At 69.4% G+C, this 18,895-nt stretch carries 20 protein-coding genes; 10 read left to right on the top strand and 10 right to left on the bottom strand.

Going from position 1 to position 18,895, the window contains the following annotated elements; genetic code table 11:
- Positions 1-2 precede the first annotated feature (2 nt).
- Entirely contained in the window at positions 3-131 is a 129-nt protein-coding gene (locus VM306_RS06480) for a hypothetical protein (RefSeq protein ID WP_325511937.1), read from the bottom strand.
- The gene (locus VM306_RS06475) at positions 131-763 is read right to left on the bottom strand and encodes a hypothetical protein (protein WP_325511935.1); all 633 of its coding nucleotides are present in this window, start codon (positions 761-763) and stop codon (positions 131-133) included. Before VM306_RS06475 ends, VM306_RS06480 begins: the two co-directional genes overlap by 1 nt.
- Positions 764-981: 218 nt before the next feature.
- Between VM306_RS06475 and VM306_RS06470 the strand changes: the two genes are divergently transcribed.
- Both VM306_RS06470 and VM306_RS06465 read left to right on the top strand, forming a co-directional pair.
- Complete coding sequence (locus tag VM306_RS06470; protein ID WP_325511933.1) at positions 982-2,196, top strand: helix-turn-helix transcriptional regulator; 1,215 nt, start codon at positions 982-984, stop codon at positions 2,194-2,196.
- A complete protein-coding gene (locus tag VM306_RS06465; RefSeq protein ID WP_325511931.1) occupies positions 2,193-2,738 on the top strand; it encodes a flavoprotein in 546 nt (181 codons plus the stop codon). The genes VM306_RS06470 and VM306_RS06465 overlap by 4 nt, the downstream gene beginning before the upstream one ends.
- Positions 2,739-3,009: 271 nt before the next feature.
- Here the strand turns inward: VM306_RS06465 and VM306_RS06460 are convergent, their stop codons facing one another.
- Positions 3,010-3,867, bottom strand: coding sequence for an ornithine cyclodeaminase family protein (locus VM306_RS06460; protein WP_325511929.1), 858 nt, complete (start codon positions 3,865-3,867; stop codon positions 3,010-3,012).
- A gap of 34 nt (positions 3,868-3,901) precedes the next feature.
- Entirely contained in the window at positions 3,902-4,318 is a 417-nt protein-coding gene (locus tag VM306_RS06455) for a DUF6892 domain-containing protein (RefSeq protein WP_325511927.1), read from the bottom strand.
- 471 nt (positions 4,319-4,789) lie between these two features.
- Between VM306_RS06455 and VM306_RS06450 the strand changes: the two genes are divergently transcribed.
- A complete protein-coding gene (locus VM306_RS06450; RefSeq protein ID WP_325511925.1) occupies positions 4,790-5,002 on the top strand; it encodes a DUF3039 domain-containing protein in 213 nt (70 codons plus the stop codon).
- The gene (locus VM306_RS06445) at positions 4,984-5,232 is read left to right on the top strand and encodes a hypothetical protein (protein WP_325511923.1); all 249 of its coding nucleotides are present in this window, start codon (positions 4,984-4,986) and stop codon (positions 5,230-5,232) included. Before VM306_RS06450 ends, VM306_RS06445 begins: the two co-directional genes overlap by 19 nt.
- Positions 5,233-5,235: 3 nt before the next feature.
- Here the strand turns inward: VM306_RS06445 and VM306_RS06440 are convergent, their stop codons facing one another.
- Positions 5,236-6,078 carry a hypothetical protein gene (locus VM306_RS06440; RefSeq protein WP_325511921.1) on the bottom strand — a complete coding sequence of 281 codons (843 nt, stop codon included), beginning with the start codon at positions 6,076-6,078 and terminating at the stop codon, positions 5,236-5,238.
- 23 nt (positions 6,079-6,101) lie between these two features.
- Here VM306_RS06440 and VM306_RS06435 point away from each other — a divergent pair, with 23 nt between their 5' ends.
- Genes VM306_RS06435 through VM306_RS06425 form a run of 3 tightly spaced genes read left to right on the top strand, consistent with a single transcriptional unit; the run spans position 6,102 to position 11,182 of the window.
- Positions 6,102-9,212, top strand: a complete 3,111-nt coding sequence (locus VM306_RS06435) for a phosphodiester glycosidase family protein (RefSeq protein WP_325511919.1) — start codon at positions 6,102-6,104, stop codon at positions 9,210-9,212.
- A 48-nt stretch (positions 9,213-9,260) separates the two neighbouring features.
- Positions 9,261-10,922 (top strand): DEAD/DEAH box helicase, encoded by a 1,662-nt coding sequence (locus VM306_RS06430; protein ID WP_325511917.1) that lies wholly within the window; start codon positions 9,261-9,263, stop codon positions 10,920-10,922.
- A complete protein-coding gene (locus VM306_RS06425; protein WP_325511915.1) occupies positions 10,919-11,182 on the top strand; it encodes a hypothetical protein in 264 nt (87 codons plus the stop codon). The genes VM306_RS06430 and VM306_RS06425 overlap by 4 nt, the downstream gene beginning before the upstream one ends.
- A gap of 3 nt (positions 11,183-11,185) precedes the next feature.
- Here the strand turns inward: VM306_RS06425 and VM306_RS06420 are convergent, their stop codons facing one another.
- The 5 genes from VM306_RS06420 to VM306_RS06400 form a co-directional block, all read right to left on the bottom strand.
- On the bottom strand, positions 11,186-11,929 hold the full coding sequence (locus tag VM306_RS06420; RefSeq protein ID WP_325511913.1) for a methyltransferase domain-containing protein: 744 nt from the start codon (positions 11,927-11,929) through the stop codon (positions 11,186-11,188).
- 54 nt (positions 11,930-11,983) lie between these two features.
- Positions 11,984-13,012: a TIR domain-containing protein gene (locus tag VM306_RS06415; protein WP_325511911.1), complete on the bottom strand. Its 1,029-nt coding sequence runs from the start codon at positions 13,010-13,012 to the stop codon at positions 11,984-11,986.
- A gap of 387 nt (positions 13,013-13,399) precedes the next feature.
- On the bottom strand, positions 13,400-13,798 hold the full coding sequence (locus VM306_RS06410; RefSeq protein WP_325511909.1) for a VOC family protein: 399 nt from the start codon (positions 13,796-13,798) through the stop codon (positions 13,400-13,402).
- A 17-nt stretch (positions 13,799-13,815) separates the two neighbouring features.
- Positions 13,816-14,595 (bottom strand): helix-turn-helix domain-containing protein, encoded by a 780-nt coding sequence (locus tag VM306_RS06405; protein WP_325511907.1) that lies wholly within the window; start codon positions 14,593-14,595, stop codon positions 13,816-13,818.
- Positions 14,596-14,605: 10 nt separating this feature from the next.
- The gene (locus VM306_RS06400) at positions 14,606-15,583 is read right to left on the bottom strand and encodes an ROK family transcriptional regulator (protein ID WP_325511905.1); all 978 of its coding nucleotides are present in this window, start codon (positions 15,581-15,583) and stop codon (positions 14,606-14,608) included.
- A gap of 38 nt (positions 15,584-15,621) precedes the next feature.
- Between VM306_RS06400 and VM306_RS06395 the strand changes: the two genes are divergently transcribed.
- From VM306_RS06395 to VM306_RS06385, 3 genes are all read left to right on the top strand, one after another.
- A complete protein-coding gene (locus VM306_RS06395) occupies positions 15,622-16,626 on the top strand; it encodes a Gfo/Idh/MocA family protein (RefSeq protein ID WP_325511903.1) in 1,005 nt (334 codons plus the stop codon).
- A complete protein-coding gene (locus VM306_RS06390) occupies positions 16,623-17,096 on the top strand; it encodes a heme-degrading domain-containing protein (RefSeq protein ID WP_325511901.1) in 474 nt (157 codons plus the stop codon). Before VM306_RS06395 ends, VM306_RS06390 begins: the two co-directional genes overlap by 4 nt.
- Before the next feature lie 404 nt (positions 17,097-17,500).
- On the top strand, positions 17,501-18,895 hold a 1,395-nt coding region (locus VM306_RS06385), incomplete at its 3' end, for a family 2B encapsulin nanocompartment shell protein (protein WP_325511899.1).

The raw sequence follows: 18,895 nt of genomic DNA, 5'->3' as shown, positions 1-18,895 counted from the left end.
CTCTACACCACCATGGCTTCAGAGGAACCGCGGTCGAGGACCGTGGTCACCAGGTCCATGATGGACTGATCAACAAGGGCGGTGCTCTCCTCCGGGAGGGTGCCGCTCTTGTTGCGTGTCCGGGCTGCCATCACCGCACTCGGGCTGCGTCGTACTGCTCGGCGGTGAGTTCCTCGAGCGGCACGCGCGTGCAGCCCCGGAGTTCGCGAATGAGTGCCGAGGCCACCACCCACCGGATGTCCGGGTCGTCGTAGGCCAGGTTCACGTCCTCGACCACGACAGGTCCGAACACGCCCTTCCGGTAGAGCGCTCCGCGGACTCCGGCGACCTCGGACACACGGACCCGGACAGCCGCGGCTCCCCGGCGCAATGCCGGACACAACCGCAAGGAGACGGCGACGCACGGCACGCAGACGGGCGGCTCGGTACAGGCCATGCCATCGGGCCATCCCGGCCAGTCGCCTCGGTGATCGCGTAGCAGCCACAGGACGCCGTCGTCGTTCCGATCAGCGGGGCCGGCGCACACCTGGCACAAGAGTTTGCGCACAGCCCGCCGCTGCCTGAGCGGGTGCACCTTGCCGAACTCCGGCTTGCCGACGCCGTGGCGCACACCGGACCGCAGCCACAGGACGCCGTGCGCGTCTCGGTCGCCAAGAACCTCGTTCGCGTAACCCACGCCAAAACCAGGACGCTCCACCACGCGGGAAGGAATCTCCTGCTCGGCGCTCCAGGTGGTGATGTATGGGGCGATGATCTGACCCACTTCTCCTCATCTCCGCAGACGACCAACACCGCGAAGAGCGTCAGCCCTCGCGCAGTGCAGAACGCACCGATCTCTCTGCTGACAGGACCGCTGGGAGGCGTGCCACGGTCCAGCGCCCGGAAGGACGCTATGGCGACCGCGGGTAACGGCTCGTACAAAATGTGTGACCTCCGACTAGGTACAGTGATGGCTGTCCATGCAGGTCAGTGAGGTGGGACATGGAGCAGGCCGACGAGCGCATCGGCGCACGCGTCCGCTACTGGCGTGAGCGGCGCAAGCTCGGACGCCAGCAGTTCGCCGACATGGTCGGACGCTCGACGTCGTGGCTGGACAAGATCGAGTCTGGCGAGCGTGACCTGGCTCGTGTGCCGATGATCGAGCGCGTGGCGGAGGTGCTGGGCATCGACTCGGCTGTGCTCACCGACGACAACCGCGACCAGCGCGCCCGCCGATGCGTTGATGTCCGCGAAGTCCAAGCGATCCGCCGAGCACTCGCCGCCTATCCCGGCTTGCGGACGTCGGCCCCGGAGACGACGGACTTCGAAGCTGTCACACGCCAAGCTTCCTACCTCGACCACGCCTGGACCATGTCCCGCTTCGCGGTTGTGGCGAGGCACTTGCCGGGACTCATGGCGGAGGCGCAAGCCGCGGTGCAGACCGTGCCAGAAGCTGACCGCGTGGCGGCCTGCCGCATCTTGGTCACGGTGTACCGCCTGGCGTCGTCCATGCTGCTCAAGTTCGAGACGAACGACGTGGCTTGGCTCGCCGCCGACCGCGCCATGAACACAGCGATGCAGATCGACGACACGTGGTCGCTCGCCCGCGCCACTCGCAGCGTTGCCCGCGCTATGACGAGCATTCACGAGCAGGCGCACGCCATCGCCACATTGCTGGCGATGGCTGACCGGATGCGAGCAGAGGTCAACAGCAACGCGTCCGAACTGCTGTCGCTACACGGGATGTTGTACCTGGCGGCCTCGATCACGGCGGCCGGGCAGGAAGACGCCGGGCAGGCCCGCGAGATGCATGAGGCGGCGCTTGCGTCCGCGCTGATCTACGAGCCGCACCACAACGACCATCACACCTTCTTCGGTGTCACCAACACGCAGCTTCACCGTGTCTCCGCCTTGGTGCGGCTGCACGAGTGCGGGCAGGCCTTGGAGTTCGCCGCGACGATCAGCCCCCGTGCTGTCGCTGCGCTGTCTGCTGAACGGCAGGCCAACTACCTACTCGATCTCACCGAGGCGCATACGGGCGTCGGCGACTACCGCCAGGCGGTGCGAATGCTGGGCCGTGCGGAACAGGTCGCGCCCGAGGAAGTTCGCTGTCGGCCGTTGGCTCACGGCCTGCTGCGATCGCTGCTGAACAACACCACGGGCGAGCCGGCAAAGCTGGTGCGTCAGATGGCTGAACGGGCGGGAGTCGAGGCGTGAGCGCACCTGTCCTGTACCTGATGATCTGCGGGGCGGGTCCGGCCGACCACATCGACCGCATGGTGAAGCTCGCGCAGGCGGACGGATGGGACGTCTGGTGCGTGGCCACGCCGGCCGCTGTAGAACACTTCCTCGACCTTGAAGCACTCGAAGCACTCAGTGGCCATCCTGTTCGTACGGGCCACCAGCGGGCCGGACAACCAGCACTCCCCGAAGCCACGGCTGTCATCGTCGCGCCCGCGACGTACAACACGATCAACAAGTGGGCGGCAGGCATCGCCGACACCTATGTGCTCACCCAGCTCGCCGAGCTGACCGGGCTGGGCGTCCCGATCGCAGTCCTGCCGTTTGTGAACACGGCGCTTGCCAACAACCGTCCGTTCCGGCGCAGCGTCGAGGAGCTGCGCGAAGCGGGTGTGACCGTGCTGTTCGGCGAGGGCGGGTTCGTGCCGCATCCGCCACGAACGGGTGGGCAGGTCATGGACGCGTATCCCTGGGGTGCGGCACTTTCGGCTGTAGGCACCTCCGGCACGGATGGGTGACTCGATGCACGGATGCTGAGGTAGGCATGCCGGGCAATGCCGATGTCGAAGACCTGTTTGAGACTCCCCGGTGCGCGTGCGTCCCCTCCAACGACGTGATCAAGAGGTTTGGTCCTTGTGCTCCTCGGCTAAGACGTCGTCGAACTGGCGCAGGTCTTCCAGCAGGTCAGGACGGTTCGCGTATCGCCGGAGCACCTCCGGGTCGCACCTGACCTGACCAGAACGCTGGACGCGAACCCCCGCGGCGGAAGGGTTCGCGTCCAGCGCCGTCTCACGCCAGAAGCCTTGCCACCGCCCAGTCCTGCACCGCCACGCCGACGGACTTGAACACCGTCCGCCCCTGCCGCAGCGGCGGGTTCCCCAGCGCCGCGCCGAGCTCGACGAGCGACTCCAGCCGCAGCACGCCGGAGCTCACCGCCCGGATGATCTCCCCCGCCTCGCTGAGCGCGGCCTCGACCTGGTCCACCACGACGACCTCCGCGGTCGCCAGCAACTCCTGCGGCAACTCCCGCATGACGGGCCGGTACGACCCGATAGCGTTGACGTGCACACGTTCCTTGAGCGCGTCGCACGAGAACAACGGCACCGTCGAAGCCGTGGCACAACACACGACGTCCGCCCCGCTCACTGCTTCCGCGGCGTTCGCCGCCACGTCCATCACCGTGTCCGGCAACTCGTCCCTGAGGTCCTCGACCAACGCCTCGGCCCTCCCGGCATTGCGGTTGAACACGACCAGCGTCTTCAACGGCCGCACCGCGTGCACCGCCCGCACCTGGTCCGCCGCCTGCGCCCCGGCCCCCAGCAACGCGAGGTGCGAGGCCCCCTCGTCGGCCAGCAGATCCGTCGCCACACCAACGACAGCACCGGTCCGCAGCGTGGTGAGCGGCACCGCGTCCGTGACGAACTGCCCGTCCGGGTGCGAGTAGACGACCGTGCCGGCGATGACGGGATCCCGCTCGATCTCGATGCTGACCACCTTGACCGCCGTCGACGCCGTCGGCCGGTGGTGCACGGCCATGACGAGGGACCGGCTGTCGCTGAAGGCGTGGCGCGGCGGCAGGTCGAACTCGCCCGCGGTGAGCCCGATGAACGCTTCTCTGACGGCATCGATCGCTGCGGGCATGGTCATGGTTCGGATGGTAACGACCTGCCTCGGGGCCGGGTCAGACCCAGTCCGCGTCGATCCCGCGGGCGCGCAGCATCTCCAGCGCCTCCTCGTTGCCGGTGTAGAGCAGCGTCATCGACTTCAGGTGGGGGAAGTGCCGCAGGTCGGCGAACTCGTCGACGTCGAACAGGTCGTCCTCGCCGTCCCAGCCCGGCGCGATCTGGAGGTAGATGCTGTTGCCGCCGTCCATCTCGATCTCGGTGATCTTCTCCGCGAGCTCGGCGGGGACCTCGAGCGCCTCGAAGTAGGCCAGCGCCTCGGGCACCGCCTCGACGCTCCAGGCGTCGTAGGTGAAGCCCTGCGCGGCGGCGTACTCGGTCAACCGGAACTTCGGCAGGAGGCCCTGGGCGTACATCAGCTCGTGGACGACGGCGAGCTTGAAGTTGATGTCGGCGAACGGGATCGGCTGACTCATGCCCGGATCGTAGAGGCGGCGATGACACCGCATTCGGGAAGTCGTCCTGTTCTTGACCCACCCGGCGATCGGGTGGTGACGATGGGCTGCGCCACCGCCATCACCAGGGGTCTCGGTAGTGGTCACGTCGAAGTTGTCGGTGAGGTGGTCGCCCCGGCCCGGGTCGACCCTGGCGGCCGGGGTGCCCGGCTGCTCGTCTCCCGGTACATCGCTCGGCTGGTCTCCGTCGATCATTCAGGCGCCGAAATCAAGCTAGCGGATCTCATAGCTCGAATGCATTCGCATACGCGCTGTCATCGCTTCAGACGACAACGCACGGCCGTGCGCCGACTACGCGCTCGTAATCAAAAACGGCTATGCACCACGCATTCACACCGCCCCAAGCCCCATTTAGTCGTCACGCCCGTCCATTCGGGTGCAACACGCGCGAGGCCGGTGGATTGGCCGAGTTCCAAGCCGCAAAATAAAACGGTGAAGTTTCGTTGGGCGCCCCACGAGGGGCGACGTCACGCCATCCCCGACGAGCCGGCCAGGGGGCAGCTCGTCGAGACGCTGTGCGGCGATCCCTTCATCCCGCACCAGGTCAGCCTGTGGCGCGACAAGAACGTGTGGCCGACGTGCCGGGACTGCGACGGCATCTGGCGAGAAAGCGAGGGGATCCTGCCATGGCCGCGGAAATCCTGACGGAGGACCTGCTCCGCATATCTCTTCAACGGCTCTCGCGTGAGGTGGTGAAGACTTATCCACAGTTCGGCGAGCTGCTCGCGAAGAACATGTTGCGCACGTGCGGCCTGATTCCGGACCTCGAACGCGCGGCGCACTACCGGGAGCTCGGCACGTTGCTCATCGACCTCGGCCGCCTGTACCTGGCCGAGGCCGACGAGCTCGCGACCGTGGAGGTGCCGACGACGTGAGGCCTACGACATGGCGACAGCGCGGCCGTTCGTGTCGAACTCGTGCGCCAGGGTCGTCAAAGCCCGCCCACCGGCGGCCCAGGCGGCCGTCCACGTGAGGCACTCGGCGGCGCCGTTGCCCGCGCGCGACACGAGGTCGTCGCCGATCGAGTCGAGCCACTCCCACGACGTGCCGCCGACGCCGGACAGGAAGGCGTCGTCCCAGGTGCGCGCCAGCGAGCGGATCGTGCCCTCGGAGCGCGCCCTCTCGTTGACGGACCTGATCCACGCCTGCCGCTCGGCCTCCGTGAGCACCTCGCCCGTCTCGGGCTCGCGGAAGCCGGGCAGGTCGTGGGCGAGGCCGCCGGATCCCACGTACAGCACTCGCTGAGTGGCGAAGAACTCGCCGACGCGGCGTCCCAGTGACGCCGCGCGGCGGAAGGAGGCGTGCGGTGGCGAGGCGCAGTTGAGGAAGATCGGCAGCACCGGCTTCGCGGAGATCGAGCCCAGCAGGTCTCGGGTCGTGTGGCCGAACGCGTGGTCCAGAGCGGCGTCGAAGGCCGTCGCGATGTCGAAGTCGTGCGCGACCAGGTCGGCTATCAGCGCACGTCCCTGAGCTGAAGGCACGTCGTAGGCGCCGACGGGGCCGGCGACGTCGCCCTGCGCGGTGGCCGACAGCACCACGGCGAAGGTCGGGACGACGGAACGGAAGGCGCGCCGGTGGTCCGTGCCGAAGAAGACGACCAGCTCCGGGTCGAACTCGCGCACGGCCTCGCGCGCGGTCGCGATCGCCTCGCGGACCGGGCCGCGGGGTGCGCTGGGCAGGGTGATCAGGTGCGAGGCGCAGACCGTTAAGCGGTTCTTCACCGGATCAGCTTAAGTTTCACGGTGTGACGAGACGTGCACTTGCGGTAATCATCACCGCGGTCCTGCTTGCTCCCGTTCCCTCTGCTCACGCCGGCATCACCAGGCGCATCGAGACCGAGCGGGTGGAGAGACCCGTCGCGCCCGGCGTCACCCTCGGCTCCTTCGACTGGTACGAGGAGGACGGCTGGATCCGCGGTGACGCGCTCGCCGTCGACCTCACCCGGGCGCAGGTCGGGTACGTCGACACCGGCACCGTCGCGCACGCCGCTCCCCTCTCCGCCCAGACCGCCGGAGCCGTCGCGGCGATCAACGGTGACTTCTTCGACATCGACAACTCCAACTCACCCGAAGGTGTCGGCATCCAGGACGGCCGGCTGAGGAAGTCGGGGCGGGGACGAGCTGTCGGCATCGATGCGGCGGGCGTGGGCAGCGTTATGGAGACCTTCTTCGAAGGCACGCTCAACGGCACGCACAAGCTGACACAGCTCAACAGCGCGCGCATCGACGTGGACGGCATCGGTGTCTTCAATCCTCTGTGGGGCACGTACAGCCGAGCGCGCGCTGTGCAAGGTGCGGCCAACACGGCCGAAGTGCTGGTCAAGGACGACATCGTCCAAGAGGTGACCACGCCTGGAGACAAGCCCATCAGCGGCTATGCGCTCGTGGGCCGGGACAAGGGCGCGGACGTGCTCAAAACCCTCCAGCCCGGCGACCAGGTGAAGGTCGAGTACACGAGCCGCACGAGCAACGGCAGCGAGCCCAGGACGGCCATCGGCGGGCGGCAGCTGCTGGTCGAGAACGGCAGGAACGTCGCACCGGACGACACGGTGCACCCGCGCACCGCGGTCGGGTTCTCCCGGGACGGCAAGAAGATGCACATGCTGACCGTCGACGGACGGCAGGGCGCGCACCTCCTCGGGCTGAACCTGAAGGACCTCGCCGACGCCATGATCGAGCTCGGCGCGCACAACGCCCTCAACCTCGACGGCGGCGGCTCGTCGACCATGCTCGTCCGCGAACCCGGCACCACCGGGCTCAGGACGGTCAACACGCCCTCGGACGGCGGCGAGCGCCCCGTCCCCAACGGCCTCGCGCTCTACGCGCCCACCGGCACCGGCCGCCTCACCGGTTTCGACGTGCAGACCAGCAGCAAGCGCGTCTTCCCCGGCATGACGCGCAGGATGACCGTACGAGCCCACGACGAGACGTACGGCCCGGCCACCGACGAGCACGTCACGCGCGCCACGGGCGGTTGGGCGATCGGCGACACCTTCCACGCGGCGACGAAACCGGGCCCGGCGTCGTTCACGGCGTCACGCGGCCGCATCTCCAAGACGACCGAGCTGACCGTGCTGGGCAGGCTCGCCAGGCTCGCGCCGGCCGAGCGCAGGATCAGCCTGAACCCGGCCGAGCAGAAGCCGTTGCGGATCAGCGGTGTCGACGCCAGGGGCTTCAGCGCGCCGGTCGAGCGGGCCGACCTCGACCTCCGCTACGACCGCGAGGTCATCGCGATCACCCCGGACCTCCAGGTGAAGGCGCTGAAGGCCGGCGCGACCACGGTCACGGCGAGGGCGGGCGGCGAGGAGACGCAGATCGCGGTCACCGTCGGGGCGCACGACGAGCTGGTCGCGACCTTCGACGACGCTCCACAGTGGACTTTCGGGTCCGCGAGGGCGACCGGCTCGGTCAGCCCGCACCCCGACGGCCACACCGGCCAGGGCCTGAAGCTGAGCTACGACTTCACCCGGTCGACCGGCACGCGCACCGCTCACGCCGTCCCACCGAAGCCGATCCCGGTCCAGGGGCAGCCCCTGTCACTCGCCGCCCACGTGCACGGCAGCGGCAAGGGCGAGTGGACCGCGTTCACCGTCACGGACTCGACCGGCCAGTCGCGGTCGCTCTACGGCCCGTACGTCACCTGGACCGGCTGGCAGCGGATCGAAGTGCCGGTGCCGCCCGAGCTCGCGTTCCCCGTCCAGGTCACCAGGTTCACCGTGATCGAGACGAAGGCCGACCGCTCGTACACCGGCGAGGTGGTCGTCGACGACATCACCGCCAGGATCCCGCCCGAGGTCGGCCTGCCACCGGCGCCGGTGCTGAAGGAGGACGTGATCGGCCAGGCCGGGGGCTGGAAGTTCGCGGTCGTGTCGGACGCCCAGTTCGTGGCCCGCGCCCCCGACAGCGAGCTGGTGAGGTCCGCGCGCCGGACGCTCCGGGAGGTGAAGGCGTCCGGGGCCGAGTTCGTCGTGATCAACGGCGACTTCGTCGACGAGGCCTCCCCCGAGGACCTGAGGTTCGCGCACCGGATCCTCGACGAGGAGCTCGGCGGCTTCCCCTGGTACTACGTGCCCGGCAACCACGAGATCATGGGACCCGGAACGATCGACGACTTCCGCCGCGAGTTCGGCGCCACCCACCGCGCCTTCGACCACAGGGGCACGCGGTTCGTGCTGCTCGACTCGTCGACGGGGACGCTCCGCGGCGGCGGCTTCGACCAGGTGGAGATGCTGCGGACCGCGCTGCGGACCGCCCAGGGCCAGGCCGTCGTGATGATGCACCACCCGCCGGACGACCCCACGCCCGCGCGCACGAGCCAGTTGGCGGACCGGATGGAAGCCGCTTACCTGCAGCGGCTGATGTCCGAACGCGACAAACCCACGGCGTTCATCGGCGGGCACGTCGGCGGCTTCTTCGCGTCCACTGTGGACGGCGTGCCGCACGTGGTGAACGGCAACTCCGGCAAGGCGCCGGCCGAGGTGGGCGGGTTCACCGGCTGGACCCTCGTCGGCGTCACGGGCGCCGGCGTCAAGGCCGAGGTCCGGCCTCACCTGGACGCACTCCAGGTGCACGCTCCGGCGCACCTGCGGCCCGGTGCGGCGGAAACGGTTGCGGCGACGCTGAAACAGGGATCGCGGACCGTGCCGGTCAGGTATCCCATGGGCGTGGTGTGGCAAGGGTCACGCGGTCTGCACGTGGGCGGGGCGGACGGGATCCGGCCGTGGCACGTGGCCCGGTTCGACCCGGACTCGGGTGTCCTCATCGGAGTCAGGCCTGGTCAGGTCGAGATCTCCGCCGTGGTCAACGGGGTGCGGAGCAGCGCGGAGGTGCGGATCGGGCCGCGGGAGGCCGCCTGAGCTGGTCTGGGTGAGTGCGGTGTCGGGCGGTGGGGGAGAATAGTCGGCATGACCACCGCCGACAACGGTTTCGCCGACCTGGGGCTGCGGCCCGACATCCTCAACGCACTCACCACTCTGGGCTACGAGGAGCCGACGCCGATCCAGAGCGAAGCGATCCCGCCACTGCTCGCGGGCAACGACCTGCTCGGGCAGGCCGCCACGGGCACGGGCAAGACGGCGGCGTTCGCCCTGCCGCTGCTCGAACGCATCGCCGACCGGATCGGCAAGGGCGAGAAGCCCCTGGCCCTCGTGCTGGCCCCCACCCGCGAGCTGGCGGTGCAGGTGTCCGAGGCCGTCCACCGCTACGGCCGGCACCTGGGCACGCGCGTCCTCCCGATCTACGGCGGCCAGCCGATCGGACGGCAGCTGCGCGAGCTGTCCCGCGGCGTCGACGTGGTGGTCGCGACCCCCGGCCGCGCCATCGACCACCTGCAGCGCGGCACCCTGCAGCTCAGCGACCTGCAGGTCGTCGTGCTCGACGAGGCCGACGAGATGCTCGACATGGGCTTCGCGGAGGACATCGACGCGATCCTCAGCGAGACGCCCGTCGAACGTCAGACCGTGCTGTTCTCCGCCACGATGCCGCCGCGCATCGACCGCATGGCCAAGAGCCACCTGCGCACGCCCGTGCTGATCCAGATCGAGCGCGAGAAGACCGAGCCCGGCGAGGCGCCGCGCGTCCGGCAGACCGCGTACCTGGTGCGCCGCGAGCACAAGCCCGCCGCACTGGGCCGCGTGCTCGACGTCGAGTCGCCGACCGCCGCCGTCGTCTTCTGCCGCACGCGCGACGAGGTCGACCAGCTCACCGAGACGCTGAACGGCCGCGGCTACCGCGCCGAGTCGCTGCACGGCGGCATCAGCCAGGAGCAGCGCGACCGCGTCATGGGACGCCTGCGCGGCGGCACCGCCGACCTGCTGGTGGCCACCGACGTCGCCGCCCGCGGTCTCGACATCGAGCAGCTCACGCACGTCGTCAACTACAACGTGCCGTCCGCGCCCGAGGCCTACACGCACCGCATCGGCCGTGTCGGCCGCGCGGGCCGTGAGGGCGTCGCGATCACGTTGGTCGAGCCGCGCGAGAACTCGTTGCTCAAGACGATCGAGCGCGTCACCAAGACCAAGATCCCGATGGAGAAGGTCCCGACGGTCGCCGACCTGCGCGCCCGGCAGCTGGAGCTCACCCGCTCGTCGCTGCAGGAGTCGCTGATGGAGGACGACCTGTCGCGCTTCCGCGTCGTCGTCGAGACGCTGGCCGACGAGTTCGACGTCATGGACATCGCGCTGGCCGCGGTGAAGCTCGCCCACGAGGCCTCCGGTGCCGCCGCGGACGAGGAGGAGATCCCGGAGGTGCGCCCGCGCGAGGACCGTCCTCGCCGCGACGGTGCGCCGGCGGGTCCCCGCCGCGAGCGCCGCGGCCCGTCCGAGGGCATGACGAGGCTGTTCCTGGGCGCGGGCCGGTCGTCCGGCATCCGGCCGCAGGACATCGTCGGCGCCATCACCGGCGAGACGGACCTCAAGGGCCGCGACATCGGCGCGATCGAGATCGCCGACCGGTTCTCGCTGGTCGAGGTGCCCGGTGACACCGCGAACGACGTGATCGAGCAGCTGCGCGACGCGACGATCAAGGGCAAGCGCGTGACGATCCGCCGCGAACGTCAGCCGCGTTGACGCCCGTGGACTTCCAGTACTTCGCCTGGCTGTCCGAGGACAAGGAGTCCGTGGAAGACGCACGGGAGATAGCCAGGATCGGAACGGGCGCCGACGGGCGCACGGTGCAGGAGCGCTACACGCCCGAGTCGGGCTGGGTGGGGACCGACCTGGTCCACGCCGTGCAGGACCTGCGCAAGCAGGGCTGGCTGATGACGATCAACCAGCAGGACGTCGACCTGTTCAAGGTGATCCTGGCCCGGCGGCGGCACCAGGCCTGACGGTCACGGCTTCCTGGCCTCGACCAGGAACCGCGCCGAGGTGCAGACGAACTCACCGTGCTCCTGGATGTGCTCGTGCACGTCCAGGAGCCGGTCCCGGTACGCCTCCGCGGTGAACCCCGGCACCGTCCACAGCACCTTGCGCAGGAAGTGCACGACGGCGCCGACGTCGAAGAACGCCACCCGCAACGCCACCGGTTCCAGCCGGAGCACCTCCAGCCCCGCCGCTTCGGCGTCGGACCGGGCCCGCGACGTGGAGCGGGCGTCACCGACGGGCTGCGGTCCCATCATGAAGTCCGTCAGCTCGCGGTTCGTGCCCTCGCCGATCTGCTGCGAGAAGTACGTTCCGCCGGGTTTCAGCACCCGCGCGATCTCCGCCCACGGCGTCACCACGGGATGCCGGCTGATCACGAGGTCGAACACCTCGGAGCGGAACGGCAACGGCCCCGCGTCCGGTGCCCGCACGACGAGCGCGTCCGGCAGGTTCCGCGCCGCCACGACGACATTCGGCGGCCACGACTCCGTGGCGGCGAGCAGCGGCGGCTTGACCGGCGCGGACGCCGTGACCTCTCCCCCGCCGGTCTGCAGGTCCAGCGCGGACTCCACGGCCGCGAGCTTCTCCGCGATCAACGCCGCGTAGCCCCACGGCGGGCGTTCCTCCGTGGCCCTGCCCTCGAACCAGGAGAAGTCCCAGCCCTCCAGCGGTACCGCGGCCCCCTCGGCCACCAGCTCCTCGAACGTCCCCATGGGCACGAATGGGACCACAGCTGCCCCATCAGAGGCCATCGGAATACCGTGGCGTCAGCCGTTGCGCGCCGGCCCCTGGTAGTCGTTCGTGATGATCAATATCAGACCGCCTTCGGCCTTCTCGATTCCGCTGAACCTCGGTTCGACCCTCGTACGAAGAAGGGCAGCGAGCTCCTTCGCGGCGGCTTCCTCCTCGGTACCGGGCCGGAAGTACACCGTGGTCGTGGGAATCGTGCCCTGGCTGTAGTTGCCGATCTCGGCCACGTTCCAGCCGAATGACCTCGCGTCATCGCACGCGCGAGCAGTGAGCCCAGTGATGGTGTTGTTGTTGTAGCAGGACAACCGTACGTTCCGGCCTGGTGCAGCCGTCGTCGACGACGACGTCGCAGAGGACGAACCGGTGACCGATGAGGCGGTCGTGGCGGATGGCCGGGTGGTCACACTCGATCCTGTGCTCAGCTGCTGACCGGACGTGTCCGGCTTGGTGACGAACGACCAGATCGTGTCGCTCAGGTACAAGGCCGCCACCAAGGCGATCGCGATCGCCACCAGGGCAATCGTGGTCGAGGCCAGGAGCCGAGCATTTCGCTGCGGTCGTTGGACCGAGCGACTCCTCTGCGCACTTCGCGGTCGCGGCGGCCTCGCCGCCGGCTTCGTCGGTCCGGCTGATCGCCCACGCAGCGGTGGGCCCGCCGGTCGCGAGCTGTGGCCCGCAGCATTCCTCAGTGCCTCGATGAATCTGTCACTTGGCATGCGCTCGCCACGCACGTCCTCGTGGTGGACCGTCATGAAGCCGAAGATCGGAGATCCCTCGAGGAGCAGCGGCAGCAGCTCCTTGCCCTGGTCGCGCGCCCGCGCCACCTCTTCGGCGACCCAGTGCGAGCTTTCCGCGTCCGGCGTCATCACCACGATCAGCGCGGCGCACGTGTCGATCTTCGTACGAACGACGTCGTCCCAGCGCTCTCCGGTGACGATCTCGTAGTCGAACCAGATCTCGACCCCGGCCGCCTCGGCGAGATGAGTGGCCAGCCGACGCACGTACTCCCGCTGCTTGCGGCTGTAGCTGATGAATACGTGCGGCAACGGTGTCCGATCAGAGTGTCAGAAGCGTCGCACGTTCCATCGCAACCGCACGTGACATCGTTTCGCATCAAAAAAACGACACCCGCCCGGTGCTGCGAGACGCCGCGTCCCTGGTTCGCCTCGCGCAACGACGGGCAGGTGCCGCCGCCGGGGTACAACGACCGTTCGGCCGCGCGGTTACGCCCAAAGGCGGTACGGGCGCAGGACCTTTTGGCCGACAGAGGCGTCGGCGGCGTTCACCGCAACCAGGCGTAGCGATACGTGACCATCGGCCGTCCCGCTCGAGGCGTCACGGACACCCGGTCGAGGCCGTCGTCGACCGAGGCGTCCGCGGAATTCACGCAAAGTGCCCGGCTGACGCGACGCGGTGAACTTCACCGCGCCTGGTCAGGCTCCGCGATAGGTGCCGAAGCTCCAGCGGTTGTCCTCGGGGTCGGCGACGGTGAAGCCGCGCGACCCGTAGTCCTCGTCGCGCAGCCCGCGGATCTCGGTCGCCCCACGGGCCAGCGCCCGCGCGTGGACCTCGTCCGGCCGGTCGGTCACGACGTAGATCGACGCGGCGCCCGCCCTGGTCGCCCCGGTCTCGCCGGCCGACCGCACGACGGACCCGAGCATCACGCCGCCGCCTTCCGGCCAGACCATCTCGCAGTGCACGACCTCGCCGTCGGCCTCTCCTGGCACGACGAGGTGTTCGGAGAACCCGAAGGCCTCCACGAGGAAGCGGATCGCGGCGGGAGCGTCCTGATAGGACAGTGTCGGCCAGCAGGTGGGTGCAGGTGTCGTCATGGCGACCACTCTGCGTCCTATCCGGGTTCGCTGCCTTGTACGAATGGAAGCTCGGCGGTGATCCACTCGGTCGGGGTCGCCCCGCACAACGCGCGCCAGTCGCGGTTGAAGTGCGCCTGGTCGGTGTAGCCGCAGGCGGCGGCCACCTCGGTGAGCGTGGGCCTGCGCTCGCCGCGCAGCATCCGGCCCGCCCGCTCGAACCGCATGACCCTGGCCACGACCTTCGGCGTCAGCCCGTACTCGGCGGCGAACCGCGCGCTCAGGTGCTGGCGGCTCCACCCGACCTCGGCGGCGATCTCCCCGACCGGCGCCCCGGCGGCCAGCCGCTGCCACGCCCACGCCACCTCGACCTGCTGCCTCACCGGCCGCACCAGCCCGCTCAGCACCTCGTCCACGAGCGCGAACCGGTCGGCCCACGTCGCGGCCACCCGCAGGCGTTCCCGCAGTTCCGCGGCCGGCACGCCGAGGGTGTCCAGCGCGACCGTCACCCCGGACAGCTCGCCGGCGGGCATGCCGAAGAACGCCCGCACCCCCACCGGCGTGAGGTCGCACTGGACACCGTGCTGGAACCCGTCGTGACTGATGATCACGGCCTCGTCGTGCAGGCCGCCGCACAACGCGGCGAACCGGCCGTCGGCGAGGTCGACGGTGCCGTCCATCGTGACGACCAGGGTGAGCGAACGCGACGGGAGGCCGCGGTGGATGCCGGGCTCGGTCCGCATCCGATACCCGGAGTACCGCGTCACGAACGGTCTCAGCCGCGGGTGCGGCAGGCCGACGACGTGTTCCACGTCCACAGCGCCGATGCTAGAACAGTCCTCCCAGAACCAGCAGCCCCGCGCCCACGGGCACCAGGTCCGGCCCGTAGGACGTGATGCTCACGTCGACGTCCGGCATGGCCCGCAGGTACAGCTCTGGCGACTCCAGCACCTTCCGTCCACTCAGGACTATCTGGTCGAGGTCCAGCAGCTGTACCAGGTTCGCCACCGCGGCACCCAGCACCCGTGCCGCCTCCACGCCGGTGGACGCCGCCGCGTGCACCGCCTCGACGCACCCGCGCCGCCCGCACACGCACAGCGGGCCGTCGAGCTGGATCGTCATGTGCCCGAACTCGCCCGCCCCCGACCGCGCGCCGCGGTGGACCTCTCCCCCGAGCAGCAGCCCGACGCCCAGACCGGTGCCGACGAACACCAGCGCGGCGTCCTCCAGCGGCCGGCGCCACGCCTCGGCGAGCACGGCGGCGTTGGTGTCCTTGTCGACCACGACGGGGAACCCGAGCCGTTCCTCCGCCAGCGCCCGCAACGGCACGGAGCCCCAGCCTGGCAGGCCGTTCGGGGACACCACGCCGCTGGGGAAGTCGAGCGGACCGGCGATCCCGATGCCGAGGCCGAGCACCTTCTCCTCTGCCGGGACCAGCGGCGCCAGCGCGTCCAGCACGTCGCCGGGCGTGAACATCGGCGCGAGCGGCACGACCGACGCCGACACCACCTCACCGGTCAGGTCGAGCCGGACCACCCGCAGCTCGTCGCGGTCGACGTACGCCCCGTACGAGCAGGCGCCCCCGGCGGCGAGCCGGAGCGACATCCGGGGCTTCCCACGGCCTCCGTCACGCACCGCGCCGGTCTCCTCCAGCAGGCCGGCGTCGATGAGCCTGGCCACGATCTTCGACACCGCCTGCGGGGTGAGTCCGGCCCGTGCGGCGATGGAAGCCCTGCTCGAAGCCCCGGAGCGGACCAGGCCGAGCACTGTCCGGTCGTTGTGCGAACGCAGCGAGGTGAGGTCCACGCTCGCAATTATTCAACAGCGTTGCTTTAATCGGAAGCATGAGAGTCGGACTTCTGGGCCACGGCATCGCGGGACGGGTCTTCCACGCCCCGCTCATCGCCTCCACCGAGGGCATGGACCTCGTCGCGATCGTGACGGCGAACCCGGAACGGCAGGCACAGGCCCGTGCCGCGTACCCGGAGGCGGCGATCGTCACCGCGGACGAGCTGTTCGAGATGGACCTCGACCTGGTCGTCGTCGCCACCCCCAACCGGACGCACGTCGAGTACGCGCGGCGCGCGATCGACAAGGGCGTGGTGGTCGTCGTCGACAAGCCGTTCGCGCCGACGTCCGCCGAGGCCGAGGAGCTCGTGGCCGCCGCGAAGGCCAAGGGCGTGCTGCTCACGGTCTTCCAGAACCGCCGCTGGGACAGCGACTTCCTCACCGTCCGCGAGGTCCTCGGCGAGCTCGGCGACGTCCGGCGGTTCGAGTCCCGGTTCGAGCGCTGGATCCCCGAGATCTGGGACAACTGGCGCGAGTTCGGCGCCCCGGAGGAGGCCGGTGGCCTGCTCTACGACCTCGGCGCACACCTCGTCGACCAGGCGCTGCAGCTCTTCGGGCCGGTCAGGACCGTCTACGCGGAGCTGGACCGGCGCCGGCCAGGCGCTCAGGTCGACGACGACGTGTTCGTGGCGCTGACGCACGAGAACGGTGTCCGCTCGCACCTGTGGGCCAACGCGCACGCGGCGAACCACGGGCCGCGGTTCCGCGTGCTCGGCAGCAAGGGCGCGTTCGAGATCAGCGGCCTGGACGAGCAGGAGGACGCGCTCGCCGCGGGCCGCCGTCCCACCGGTTCCGGCTGGGGCCACGAGGACCGGACCGGCCGGCTCGGCGTCCTCGGCGGGACGACCGAGGTCGCCGTCGAACCCGGCGCCTACCAGAACTTCTACGCCGAGCTGCTGGCCGGCCGCGTCCCGGTCGACCCGGCCGGCGCCGTCCAGGCACTGCGGGTCATCGAGGCCGCGTTCACGTCCGCACGACAGAACAGGGTGGTGGAGCTGTGAGTCCCACGAGTGAGGAGCTGCTGGACCAGGAGCGGCGGCTGCAGTTCACGCGCTTCGGCAACGACGTCGCGATCGAGCTCGGCCTGCACCTGCTCGACGCAGCCCGCGACCAGGGCCTGCCCGTCGCGATCTCGGTGCGGCGCAACGGTCACCTGCTCTTCCACGCCGCGCTGCCGGGCACCGCGCCGGACAACGACAGGTGGCTGGAGCGCAAGGCCCGCGTCGTCGACCTGTTCGGGCACAGCTCCTTCTACGTCGGCACGACGTTCCGCGAGAAGGGCACGACGTTCGAGGCGGGCTCAGGGCTCGACCCGGTCCTGTACGCGGCGCACGGCGGGGTCTTCCCCGTGATCGTCCGCGGCACCGGCCCGGTCGGCACCGCGGGCGTCTCGGGACTCCCCCAGGCCGACGACCACGAGTTCGTCGTGACCCAGCTCGAATCTTTCTTGAACGCCCGCGAAGCGCAATAGCACGAATAGGCTCCGGCACAAAATCCTGATTTCTGTTCCGGTCAGCGCCAAGGACACCGAGGCGGTATTGATGGACACCACTTCGAGTGGATTCGAACCCACTCGGAGTGGTATCGCATAGCACTGTCCGACACCTCTAAAATGCGCACAATAGAGTGATCCTATTGAGCCAAACGAGTGGCCCGCTCCTGCATCTCGCTACCAGCCCACCCTCACTCGATCGGGCAAGTAGAGGTAACCTATTAGATCAAAAGGCACACCGTCAGTAGCAACCACGAGCCCAAACCACCCACCCGAATGTCGCCTTCTTGGCCCCTTCACAGCCTCCAATCGCGCGAACTAACGTCCATTCCGGCTTCTTTCGGATTGGTCCTTTAGCGCATTGAGATGGGTGGGTGTGGGTTGTGACCTTGACGGATACTGACCTCAACGAGGGCCGTCAGCAGCTGAGTTTGGGTACGGCCGCCGCTCGTAATCTGGCCACGACCACCAAGTCCGTTCCGCAGATGCAGGGAATCACCTCCCGCTGGCTGCTCAAGGTGCTGCCCTGGGTCCAGGCCTCGGGTGGTGCGTACCGCGTCAACCGGCGCCTCACCTACACGCTGGGCGACGGCCGCGTCTCGTTCACCAACATCGGTGCCGAGGTCCGCGTCATCCCGATGGAGCTCACCGAGCTCGCGCTGCTCAAGGGCTTCGACGACGAGGCGGCCCTCAGCGCGCTGGCGGGCCGCTTCACGCAGCAGGAGTACGGCATCGGCGAGATCATCGTCCGGAAGGGCCGTCCGAAGGACCAGGTCGTCCTGATCGCGCACGGCAAGGTCGACAAGGTCGGCACCGGCGAGTACGGCGGCGAGACCGTGCTCGGCAACCTGGCCGACGGCCAGTACTTCGGCGAGACCGTCCTCGCGGGGCCGCAGGGCGAGTGGGAGTTCACCGCCAAGGCCGTCACCCCGGTCACCGTGCTCACGTTGTCCTGGGAGGACTTCCAGGCGCTCAACGGCGAGGCGGGCGGCCTGCGCGAGCACATCCAGCACGCCTTCAACAGCCGCAACAAGCCGCAGGACGAGCACGGCGAGGCCGAGATCGACGTGGCGTCCGGCCACGACGGCGAGCCCGTGCTGCCCGGCACGTTCGTCGACTACGAGCTCACGCCGCGCGAGTACGAGCTGAGCGTCGCGCAGACCGTGCTGCGGGTGCACAGCCGGGTCGCCGACCTCTACAACCACCCGATGAACCAGACCGAGGAGCAGTTGCGGCTGACCATCGAGGCCCTGCGCGAGCGGCAGGAGCACGAGATGATCAACAACCGGCGGATCGGGCTGCTGCACAACGCCGACCTCAAGCAGCGCATCCACACCCGCAACGGCCCGCCCACCCCGGACGACCTGGACGAACTGGTGTCGAGGCGGCGCAAGACCGCGTTCATGCTGGCCCACCCGCGCACCATCGCGGCGTTCGGCCGGGAGCTGAACAAGCGCGGCCTCTACCCGGACACGGCCGACGTGGACGGCACGCGGGTGACGACGTGGCGGGGCATCCCGATCCTGCCGTCGGACAAGATCCCCGTCACCGAGCGCCAGACCAGCTCGATCATCGCGATGCGGATCGGCGAGCAGGACAACGGCGTGATCGGCCTGCACCAGCCCGGCATCCCGGACGAGGTGCAGCCGAGCCTGAACGCCCGGTTCATGGGTATCAACGAGAAGGCCATCGTGTCCTACCTGGTCAGCGCCTACTACTCGGTGGCCGTGCTGGTCCCGGATGCGCTGGGCGTGCTGGAGCACGTGGAGATCGGCCGA

The organism is Lentzea sp., from assembly GCF_035525475.1.
Classification (GTDB): Bacteria; Actinomycetota; Actinomycetes; order Mycobacteriales; family Pseudonocardiaceae; genus Lentzea.
This window is presented reverse-complemented; position numbering and strand designations above follow the sequence as displayed.